Raw genomic sequence first — 9635 nt, forward strand, 5'->3', positions numbered from 1 at the left:
AACATATAAAAAGTCGATGCTAAAATCATAAATTTAATTAATGTATTAGATTGTAATTGTTGCCATTCACCCTTCATTGTTAAAAGCATATTAATAGCTGATCCCCATGATGGTAAAATTAAAACAACTGACATAACAGAACCCATAGTTTGCATCCAATCTGGAACAGTTGCATAAATAAGGTGGTGTCCACCAGCCCATAAATAAACAAACATTAATCCCCAGAAAGCTAATATAGATAACTTATATGAATAAACATTTTGTCCTGACTCTTTTGGTAAAAAGTAGTAAATTAAAGCAATAATTGGAACTGTAAATACAAAACCAACCGCATTATGTCCATACCACCATTGCACTAATGCATCATTTGATCCAGAATACATAGAAACAGAATGATACCATTCTCCATATCCAGAATATAATGCAGTAGGAACTTCCATGCTATTAAATAAATGTAACATAGCAACTGCTAAGAATGATGCAATAAAATACCAAATCGAGATATATAATGTTCTCTCTCTTCTTATTCCAATCAATCCGAAAATTCCAACACCCCATAAAACCCACCAAACTGTGATAAGGATATCTATAGGCCACTCTAATTCAGCATACTCTTTTGAAGTTGTAATACCAGCTAATAGTGTAACAACTGCTAAAAGAATTGTAATGAAGAAAAGTAAAAAATGTAATTTACCAATAAACATTAAAAATGGTGATTCTTTCAAAGAAACTTTTAAAACTCTTTGAGAGATGTAATACCATCCTGCAAAAATACCACTCATAGTAAAACCAAACGCAACACCATTTGTGTGTAAAGGTCTTAACCTACTGAAAGTACCGTATTCCCCAGCTAAATCGTTTAACTGTGGGAAAGCCATTTGGAACGCTAGAATAACACCAACCAACATACCAATGATACCAAACAGAATTGTTGCAAATGTAAAGGCTTTTGCAATTGAGTAATCGTACTCGATTTGTGCACCGTTTTGCATCAATCTCCTCCTACTAATTTTTTTATACAAGTCACAGAACTGTCACTTATGAAAAGATACTAACGAATTAGGCATAAATATTAGCTTAAACATTATTTTTTAGTTTAGTAATATTTTTTAAGAATCATTTAATATTACTAAAAGTAACTAATTTGATTATTTAGACTTTTTTAATGAAAAAAGTCTAAAAGAATTGGTAAAATTACCAATTCTTTATTGCTTGTTCTGATTCTCTTTTTAAACTTTTTTCTTTTAAATCAGCTCTTTTATCATAAAGCTTTTTACCTTGTGCAGATGCTATTTGTAATTTAGCAAAATTTTTAGCATTGAAGTACAGTTTTAAGGGAACTACAGTCATTCCTTCTTTAGTTACTTTTTCAAAAAGTTTATCTATTTGTTTTCTATGTAAAAGCAATTTTCTTGGTCTTGTTTCTTCTGGTCTATACATAGCGTGAGTAGTCTCTAAATATGAGATATGCATATTCAAAACAAAGACTTCATTTTTTATAATTCTTATATAAGAATCTTTTAGATTTACTCTTCCTTCTCTTATAGATTTTACTTCACTTCCTAGAAGTTCTATACCTGCTTCAAAACTTTCAAGTATAAAATAATCATGAAATGCCTTTTTATTCTTAAATGTTAAATTAATATTTTTTTCTTTCTTAGCCATTATCTTTCACCTTAAAAAAACTACTTCCACTTCCACTAAAAAACCAATCTTTTTTTGCATAATCTACAAGTTGTGGATAACTTTTCAATGCTGGTTCATATAAATCATTTGCTTCAAATATATTAAACTCTTTTAAAATATCTTTTGAATCCATACTTAAAAGTTTGTTTTTCATTTCACTTGAAATCACTTTATAGAAACTTTCTCTAAATGAAGTAAATATTTTTCCAGTATTACACTCAATTTTAGGAGTTACAACTTCTATATCAAGTGCTTCTTCTTCATACTCTTCAACTATTTCACCAATACCTGTTACATTTGCACTATCATATTCATATACAAAAAATGGAACATCTGCCCCTATTTTGGCCCCTATTTTTGCTAATTTTTCTTTTGAATAGTATAAATTAAATAATTTATTTGCCATTATTAAGAATGTCGCAGCATTTGAACTTCCACCTCCAAGTCCTGCAAACTCTGGAATTCTTTTATCAACTTTAATACTATAAACCCTAAAATAAGCATCTATTTTAGGACAATTATCTCTTAAAGCCAAAAATGCTTTATATATTGTATTTTTTTGTATCTCACATCCAAAGTCACCAATAAGATTAAACTCATTTGTTAAATTTTCAGGAATAAAAGTAATAGTATCATATAAATTTTTTACTCTTACAAATCTAGAGACTAATTCATGGTAGTTATCTCTTTTTCCCGCAATTTTTAAAAAGATATTAACTTTTGCATATGATTTAGCGCTTATATTCATTTATATCATTACCTTGTTTAATATATATTTTACTTCACCATTCATTATTTCGATTATAGAAAAAAAATCATCAAATTTTACTAAATATTTTCCATCTTCTTTTTCATCCAAATATTCACATAAGATTCTTTTACCTTGTTCAAAATATGATTTATCACCACTATAGTTTATCTCTTCTATATCTAAATAATCTAAAGGATTTAAGTCTTTTTCATTTTCATAAAAAAACTCGCCTTCATTTAATCTATTCAAATAAGATAAAGTACCCTTTGAATTCAAATTTTCAAGTAAGATTTGAGCTAAACTTCTTATATAACTTCCCTCACTAACACTTGCTTCAAAAGTAATAAAAGGATGATTGTATGAAATAAACTTTGTGTCAAAAACTTTCATGACACTTTTTTTCATCTCTACATCTTTACCTTCACGGGCTAGAGTGTATGCTCTCTCTCCATCAATTTTTTTAGCAGAAAATTTTGGAGGATAATATTCTATCTCTCTTTGTAAATCATTTAACTCATTTTTGATATCATCAATTCTTAATTCACAGTGTTCATCTATTGAAATGACATTTTCTATATCAAGTGATTCAGAAATAGCCCCCAACCAAATAACTGCTCTATAAGTTTTAGGAGTCTTTTTAAAAAATTGAAAAAGCTTTGAGTATTGCCCAAAAGCAACAATCAAACAGCCTTTTGCAAAAGGATCTAAAGTCCCTGAAAATCCAGCTTTTTTATTTTTGTATTTTCTTTTTATTCTATTTAAATAAGAATTTGAACTCATAAACATGGGTTTATTTACAACAATTAACTTATTTAATGCTTCTTTATTATAAATTCTTTTTTGCATGTAACTCTTAAGCTTTTTCTACAAATGACGAAAGAATATCTCTTTTAGTTCCACCAAAGTTAATAGTAAGCTTAAAGTCTTTTCCAGCTTTTACAGCTTTTTGTACTCTTCCCATCCCAAAAATTTTATGTTGTACTAAATCACCTTTTTTATATGATGATGATTGTTGTTGAATCATTAGTGAACCTTTTATTAGTCCGGATTCTGCTAAAAATCTACTTTTTAATAAAGAAGTTCTTTTTCCTTTGTAAAATCTTGAGTGAACAAAACTACAAGTAAGATTATCCATAGCTCTTGTAAATGCCACATATCCTAACCTTCTCTCTTCTTCTGTATCACTTCCATCTCCGACTATTGGGAAAAAGCCCTCTTCCATACCTATAATAAATAGATTTTTATATTCCAAACCTTTTGAAGCATGAATGCTCATCATTGATATTGCTTCATTTTCAAGTTCAGTGTCTTCACTACCTAAGGCAATTTCACTTAAAAAATTATCCAATTCTAAAAGAGGATTTTGAATAAAATAATCTCTAACATATCCATAAAACTCATCAATATTTGCTTGTCTTTCAAATCCATCTGGAAGATTTTCGAATGAAGCTCTAAAATCAAAAGTATCTTCAAATATATCCAAAAATCTCATTTTAGACTCTTCTAAAGTATCTTTTAAATCTAAAATAGAAGCTAAAAATACTTTTAGTGTTCTTGAATTTTTCTTCCCAACAATAGCACTCAACTCATCAGGTGAAAATTCATCTATTATCTCAAAAATAGGTTTTTTTAGTTCAACTGATTTTGCTTCAAGTTTATCAACTGTAGTTTTTCCTATTCCTCTTTTTGGTTTGTTTATAATTCTTTTAAAAGAAAAATTATCATATGAGTTTGTTATAATTCTAAAATAAGCAATCAAATCCTTTATTTCTGCTCTTTCATAAAACTTCATACCACCTACAAGTTTATAATTTAATCCTGCTTTATTAAAACCTTCTTCTAATGATCTAGAAAGTGCATTAACCCTAAATAATACAGCAATATCTCTACCTTTTATTCCACTATCTAAAAGCTTTTTAACATCTTCAATGATTTTTCTTGTTTCTTCATTTTCATCATGTGATTCGTAAACTCTTACACTATCACCTTTTGATCTTGTTCCTATTAATCTTTTCCCTAATCTATCACGATTGTGTTCTATTAACTGATTTGCATGATCTAGTATTGTATCTGTTGATCTATAATTTTCTTCAAGTTTTACAACTAAAGTATTTTCAAAATGCTCAGTAAAATTTAAAATATTTTTAATAGTTGCACCACGCCATCCATAAATAGATTGGTCATCGTCCCCAACAACACATAAATTACTATGTGTCACACAAAGAAGTCTTAATAGTTTGTATTGTAATTCATTTGTATCTTGATACTCATCTACCATTATATATTGATATTTAGCACTTGTCTCTTTTGCCAATGCTTCATTGTTTGATAGTATTTTATATGGCAATAAGAGTAAATCATCAAAATCAACTAGATTATTTTTTAACAAATAATTCTCATATTTTTCATATACATCTGCTACTTGCTGATAAATTTTAAGTTCAGCTCCAGCTTTCACTTGAGTCGGAGTCAATAGTGTATTTTTATATTTTGATATTTCTGAAACTAGCATAGCAACAGGTATATCTTTTTCTATGGTTCTTAGTATTCTTTTTTTGTCATCTGTATCAATGATTATAAAGTTATTCTTCCTATTTAATTCACTCATATAAAATTTTAAAAAGAGTAAACCAAATTTGTGAAAGGTACAAAGAATTGGAGGAGTATTCATATTTGAGCCAATCATGGCATAAGCTCTCTCTCTCATTTCTGTTGCTGCTTTATTCGTAAAAGTTAGTGTTAAAATTGAAGTAGGATCTATTCCTATTGATATTAAGTACGCTAATCTTGTTGTGATAGTTTTAGTTTTTCCAGAGCCTGCCCCTGCTAAAATTAATAAAGAACCATCTATGTGTTTAGCTGCTTTTTGTTGTGATTCATTTAAAGCTGATAAAAAAATTTCTGACATTTTAACTCCAATTAGCTTTTATTATATCAAAAATAAAATAAAACTATAATCTTTAATATTTATGTTTATAAATAAATGTTATTATAATGTCAATAAAAATTAAAGGTTTTAAATCAATGTTAAATGATTTTGCAAAAGTAAATACATTTTTAACGGTTGTTAGAGAAAAGTCTTTTTCAAAAGCTTCTGCTAAGCTTGGTATTTCACAGCCTGCGGTTACTCAGCAGATGAAATTTATAGAAGAATATTTAGAAGTACAATTACTTGATAGAAAAAAAAATGGTATTAAAGTAACCAAAGAAGGTGAGATGCTTTATAATATCGCTCAAAAAATTGAAAGAACGGTAAGTAATTGCGAAAAAGAGTTATTAAAAATAATGAATAAAGATGTTACATTTATGTTCGGTGCTTCATTTATCATAGGTAACTATATCCTACCACGATTTTTAAATCAACTAAAAAGAGATATCCATAATGATGTGTCTATAAATGTCTCTGTTTCACATAAGACAATAGAAGACTTATTGGATAAAAAAATTGATATTGCTTTAGTTGAAAACTATATTGCAAATGATGATATTATATATAGAGAATGGATGGAAGATGAGATTGTAATATTTTCAAATCAAAAACTTCCATCTCGAGCGAAACCAGAAGATTTACTGTCATACAAATGGGTATGTAGAAACCCTGATTCAAATACAAGAATGATATTTAAAGAAAATCTCGACAAAGCAAACTTTCCTGATTGTGATCAATTTGATGTTACTAGCGAAGTTACAAGTGCTACAACTATTATACAAACTGTTTTACACTCTGAGATTACAGGAACACCAACTGTTTCTATAGTTTCAAGAAATGCTATTGATTCACTTCTTAAATCAAATACCTTATTTGAATCAAGAATAGGTAACAATAGAATGACTAGAAAACTATATATTGCCTATAGAAAAGATAGAAAACATGATGCGTTTATTGAAAATGTAGTTGATTATCTTCTCAAAATTAAAAGTTAATTTGTATCTTAAATAGATACAAATTAATACCTCAATCCCTCTTTTAGTAAAGCTTTTTTTATCTTTTGTATTTGTGCGTGTTTATCTTTACACCATTGTGGAGCCAATAAACTTTCATCAGAAATTCCAGCTGTTATTCTTTGAATAGAGATATTATGAGGAAGCATTTTAATAGATTTTACAACTGTATCTATATATAATTCTTCGCTTATTGGAGTAAATCTTCCTTTTTTATATTCATTTGTTAAAAGTGTATTTTTAACTACATATAAAGGATGGAATTTTATAGAATCAATATCTAACTCAATTGTTTGCCTTAATGTCTCAAGCATCATCTCTTGAGTTTCATTTGGCAATCCATAAATCAAATGTCCACAAACATTCAAGCCTTTTTCTTTTGACTTAGTAATCCACTTTTTGATATTAGAAGAATTATCTCCTCTATTTATCTTTTCTAATGTTTCATTATAAAAAGACTGTATTCCATACTCTATCCAAATCTCTTTTTCTTTTGATAAATTTGCTAAATAATCTAGTATCTCATCAGTAACACAATCAGTTCTTGTACCAATACTTAAACCTATTACATTATCAAAGGACAAAGCTTTGATATAAAGAGCTTTTAAAGTCTCAAAAGGTGCATAAGTATTTGTAAAAGATTGGAAATAAACTATAAATTTTTTTGTACCAAATTTATTGCCAAGCCTTTCTTTTGTGGCATTAAATTGCATTTCTAGTTGTTTTAATTGTCTGTCTAAATAGGGATTTGATGGATTTGATGGATGCAGTTTAAATTTAGCTTTTTTTTCTTGTAAATTGGGAGAAAAAGAGTCGTTTTCACAAAAACTACAACCACCTTTTGCTACAGTTCCATCAATATTTGGACAAGTAAATCCAGATATTGAGATTGGAACTTTATAAATAGTTTCACCAAACTTACTACGGAAATATTTTCCAATAGTAAGTATCTCTTTAAAAGGTCTTTTTTCTTTTACTTTATTATTTTGTAACGAAATAGTCACCATCAAAACTTTCTAATGCATAGTTTCTATCATTTCCAATAGAGTTCTTTAAATCTTCGATTGAAAGATATTCTAAAGTGTCAGCTTGGATATGTTTTCTAATCTCTTCTTTATTCATACGATGAGAAATTAATTCTTCTTTTGTAGGTGTGTCAATTCCATAATAACAAGGAAATTTGATTTCTGGACTTGCAACTCTAAAGTGTACTTCTTTTGCTCCTGCTTCTTTTAGAATTTTTACGATTCTTCTAGATGTAGTTCCTCTTACAATAGAATCATCAATTACAAGTAGAGATTTCCCATCAATTAATGATTTCATAGGAGATAATTTCATCTTAACTTTTAAATCTCTCATCTCTTGTGTTGGTTCAATAAATGTTCTTCCAACATAATGATTTCTTATAATTCCAAGCTCAAAAGGAATTCCACTTTCAGCTGCATAACCAAGAGCTGCTGGAACACCTGAATCAGGTACTGGAATTACCATATCTATTTTGATATTATTACCTCTATCATTGATTGCTAAAGTTTTTCCCATATCTTCTCTTGCTCTATATACACTTTTACCATCAATTACTGAATCTGGTCTTGCAAAATATACATATTCAAAAGCACAAGGTCTATATTCTGGTTCATATAATTGAATTGATTCTGGTTCTTCTATTTTTTCACTAAAAATCAACATTTCACCTGGTCTTACATCTCTAATAAACTCTGCATCAACTAAGTCAAATGCACAAGTTTCACTAGCAACTATATATCCTCCAGATTTTAATTTTCCAATAGATAATGGTCTAATTCCATATCTATCTCTAATAACAAACTGTTTAGAACGAGATTGAATTATAAAACAATATGCCCCAATAGTCTTATCTAAAGCCTCTTTTATTCTATCTCTTAATCTATCTTTAGAATTTTTAGCAATTAAATGAATTAAGTTCTCTGTATCCATTCCTGTTTGAAAAATAGCACCATTATCGATTAAGTCTTGTCTTACATCTTTTTTGTTAATTAGGTTTCCATTATGTACTATTGATATTTCACCTAATTTATATTTTGCAAATACTGGTTGAGCATCTAAAATAGAATCTCCACCTGCAGTTGAATATCTATTATGACCTATTGCCATGTTACCTTTTAGATATTCCAAGGCAGTATTATCAAAAACTTCAGAAACTAAACCTCTGTTTTTAATTGTATAAATTTTACCATCACTTGATGAAGATATTCCTGTTGCTTCTTGCCCTCTATGTTGCATAGAAAATAGAGCCAAAGAGGCTAACCTAGAAGCTTTTTCATTACCAAAAATTCCAACTATTGCGCACATATTATTTCCTTATAGACCTAAACAATCATTTATTGAGTATAAACCAGCTTCTTTATTTACTAGCCATTTAGCAGCTTTTATAGCACCCTTTGAAAAAGTATTTCTAGAAGTTGCTGTATGATTTAATTCAATAAATTCACCATCATTGTATAAGCCAACAGTATGTCGCCCTACAATATCTCCACCTCTTAAACTCATAACTGCAATTTCATCTTTAGATCTTGCACCAATAATACCATCTCTTCCTGAAACTCTTACATCATCAAGATTTAAATCCCTTGCGCTTGCTGCATGTTCTGCAAGTGTTAAAGCTGTACCTGAAGGAGAGTCAACTTTATTTCTATGATGTTGTTCTACAATTTCTATATCAAAATCTTTTAATGTTTTAGAAGCAAGAGTAACAAGTTTATTTAAAACTGCAACTCCTAAACTCATGTTAGTTGCATATAAGATAGGTACTAATTTACTAGCTTCTATAAGTAAATTTTGTTGATGCTTTGAAAATCCAGTAGTTGCAATTACTAAGGGCTTTTTATTCTTTCCTTCAATAACTTCAGTAAGAAGAAGCTCTGTTGCCGCTGGTACTGAGAAATCTATAACAACATCAGAACTTTCTAAAAGTGTATTTATATCATTTGTTACAACTGTCCCTTGAGGAACAGCTTTATTCAATTTATTAGAAACATGACAAGCACTTAATTTAACTTTCTCATCATTTTGTAAATCATCTATTAAAAGAGAACCAACTCTTCCTGTACTACCTAATATACCTACATTTATCATATTTTCTTATCCTAAATATTCAATAATATTAACAGCAGCAGTAGCACCATCAGCTGCTGCACATACTACTTGTTTCGCTGCATCTATTCTTACATCACCTGCTGCATATAATCCTGGTACATTTGTTCTCATCTTTAAATCT

At 28.7% G+C, this 9635-nt stretch carries 9 protein-coding genes and 1 pseudogene; 1 reads left to right on the forward strand and 9 read right to left on the reverse strand.

Features of this window, described 5'->3' with window-relative positions:
• The 5 genes from CRU95_RS15815 to CRU95_RS15835 form a co-directional block, all read right to left on the reverse strand.
• Window positions 1-992 (reverse strand): cbb3-type cytochrome c oxidase subunit I (locus CRU95_RS15815; protein ID WP_129102080.1); only part of this gene is annotated, 992 nt, incomplete at its 3' end.
• Window positions 993-1194: 202 nt separating this feature from the next.
• Window positions 1195-1665 carry an SsrA-binding protein SmpB gene (gene smpB, locus CRU95_RS15820; RefSeq protein WP_258238740.1) on the reverse strand — a complete coding sequence of 157 codons (471 nt, stop codon included), beginning with the start codon at window positions 1663-1665 and terminating at the stop codon, window positions 1195-1197.
• On the reverse strand, window positions 1658-2434 hold the full coding sequence (locus CRU95_RS15825) for a 4-(cytidine 5'-diphospho)-2-C-methyl-D-erythritol kinase (protein ID WP_129102082.1): 777 nt from the start codon (window positions 2432-2434) through the stop codon (window positions 1658-1660). Before CRU95_RS15825 ends, smpB begins: the two co-directional genes overlap by 8 nt.
• Window positions 2435-3283, reverse strand: a complete 849-nt coding sequence (truB, locus tag CRU95_RS15830) for a tRNA pseudouridine(55) synthase TruB (protein ID WP_129102083.1) — start codon at window positions 3281-3283, stop codon at window positions 2435-2437.
• 7 nt (window positions 3284-3290) lie between these two features.
• Window positions 3291-5345 carry an ATP-dependent helicase gene (locus tag CRU95_RS15835; protein ID WP_129102084.1) on the reverse strand — a complete coding sequence of 685 codons (2055 nt, stop codon included), beginning with the start codon at window positions 5343-5345 and terminating at the stop codon, window positions 3291-3293.
• Between the two features lie 116 nt (window positions 5346-5461).
• On the opposite strand from CRU95_RS15835, the gene CRU95_RS15840 reads away from it, so the two are divergent.
• Window positions 5462-6361: a LysR family transcriptional regulator gene (locus CRU95_RS15840; RefSeq protein ID WP_129102088.1), complete on the forward strand. Its 900-nt coding sequence runs from the start codon at window positions 5462-5464 to the stop codon at window positions 6359-6361.
• A gap of 23 nt (window positions 6362-6384) precedes the next feature.
• Here the strand turns inward: CRU95_RS15840 and CRU95_RS15845 are convergent, their stop codons facing one another.
• The 4 genes and pseudogenes from CRU95_RS15845 to CRU95_RS15860 all read right to left on the reverse strand — a co-directional run.
• Window positions 6385-7386 carry a TIGR01212 family radical SAM protein gene (locus CRU95_RS15845; RefSeq protein WP_129102085.1) on the reverse strand — a complete coding sequence of 334 codons (1002 nt, stop codon included), beginning with the start codon at window positions 7384-7386 and terminating at the stop codon, window positions 6385-6387.
• Entirely contained in the window at window positions 7361-8710 is a 1350-nt protein-coding gene (gene purF, locus CRU95_RS15850) for an amidophosphoribosyltransferase (protein WP_129102086.1), read from the reverse strand. Before purF ends, CRU95_RS15845 begins: the two co-directional genes overlap by 26 nt.
• 9 nt (window positions 8711-8719) lie before the next feature.
• Window positions 8720-9493, reverse strand: coding sequence for a 4-hydroxy-tetrahydrodipicolinate reductase (gene dapB / locus CRU95_RS15855; RefSeq protein ID WP_129102087.1), 774 nt, complete (start codon window positions 9491-9493; stop codon window positions 8720-8722).
• A gap of 6 nt (window positions 9494-9499) precedes the next feature.
• Window positions 9500-9635 (reverse strand): annotated as a pseudogene (locus tag CRU95_RS15860) (thioredoxin-disulfide reductase); the annotation flags it as partial.

The organism is Arcobacter sp. F2176 (assembly GCF_004116465.1).
Classification (GTDB): domain Bacteria; phylum Campylobacterota; class Campylobacteria; order Campylobacterales; family Arcobacteraceae; genus Arcobacter; species Arcobacter siniprincipis.

Coding starts and splice junctions, on each gene's coding strand:
- dapB (WP_129102087.1), bottom strand. CDS start 9,493: ATGATAAATGTAGGTATATTAGGTAGTACAGGAAGAGTTGGTTCTCTT.
- CRU95_RS15835 (WP_129102084.1), bottom strand. CDS start 5,345: ATGTCAGAAATTTTTTTATCAGCTTTAAATGAATCACAACAAAAAGCA.
- truB (WP_129102083.1), bottom strand. CDS start 3,283: ATGCAAAAAAGAATTTATAATAAAGAAGCATTAAATAAGTTAATTGTT.
- CRU95_RS15840 (WP_129102088.1), top strand. CDS start 5,462: ATGTTAAATGATTTTGCAAAAGTAAATACATTTTTAACGGTTGTTAGA.
- CRU95_RS15825 (WP_129102082.1), bottom strand. CDS start 2,434: ATGAATATAAGCGCTAAATCATATGCAAAAGTTAATATCTTTTTAAAA.
- CRU95_RS15845 (WP_129102085.1), bottom strand. CDS start 7,386: ATGGTGACTATTTCGTTACAAAATAATAAAGTAAAAGAAAAAAGACCT.
- smpB (WP_258238740.1), bottom strand. CDS start 1,665: ATGGCTAAGAAAGAAAAAAATATTAATTTAACATTTAAGAATAAAAAG.
- purF (WP_129102086.1), bottom strand. CDS start 8,710: ATGTGCGCAATAGTTGGAATTTTTGGTAATGAAAAAGCTTCTAGGTTA.